The following is a 335-nucleotide window of genomic DNA, read 5'->3' as shown; positions in this document are numbered from 1 at the left end:
ACCATTCGCACCGGAGTTAAACAGCTCAGAAAGGCTATGGGAGTGGATGCGGGAGCATGACTTATCAAACAAAGCATTTTCAGGTTATGAAAATATTGTAGATTGTTGCTGTGAAGCTTGGAATAACCTTTGCAGCGAAGCTGGTCGACTGTTCAGTCTGTGCTCCCGTGATTGGGCAGTTATACAGTAGTTAGAAAATTCAATTGGTATAACTCCAGTTTTCTCTAGCCCCGTCAGCTACCCCGATGTATGTGGCATTTGGGTAGAGTCGTTTTAGATCTGCAATCTCCTCGTCGAGCTTGCTCATAAAGCTTTGTTTACCATACTCTGGCGAA

Annotated in this window: 1 pseudogene; it reads left to right on the top strand. The window is 44.5% G+C overall.

Annotated features, from left to right (window positions below):
- Positions 1–190: pseudogene (locus tag AK963_RS36460) on the top strand (IS630 family transposase); the annotation flags it as partial.
- Positions 191–335: the final 145 nt, after the last annotated feature.

The organism is Endozoicomonas atrinae, from assembly GCF_001647025.1.
In the GTDB taxonomy this organism is placed as follows: domain Bacteria; phylum Pseudomonadota; class Gammaproteobacteria; order Pseudomonadales; family Endozoicomonadaceae; genus Endozoicomonas; species Endozoicomonas atrinae.
The sequence above is the reverse complement of the archived record's forward strand: the minus strand, read 5'-3'. Positions and strand labels throughout refer to the sequence as shown.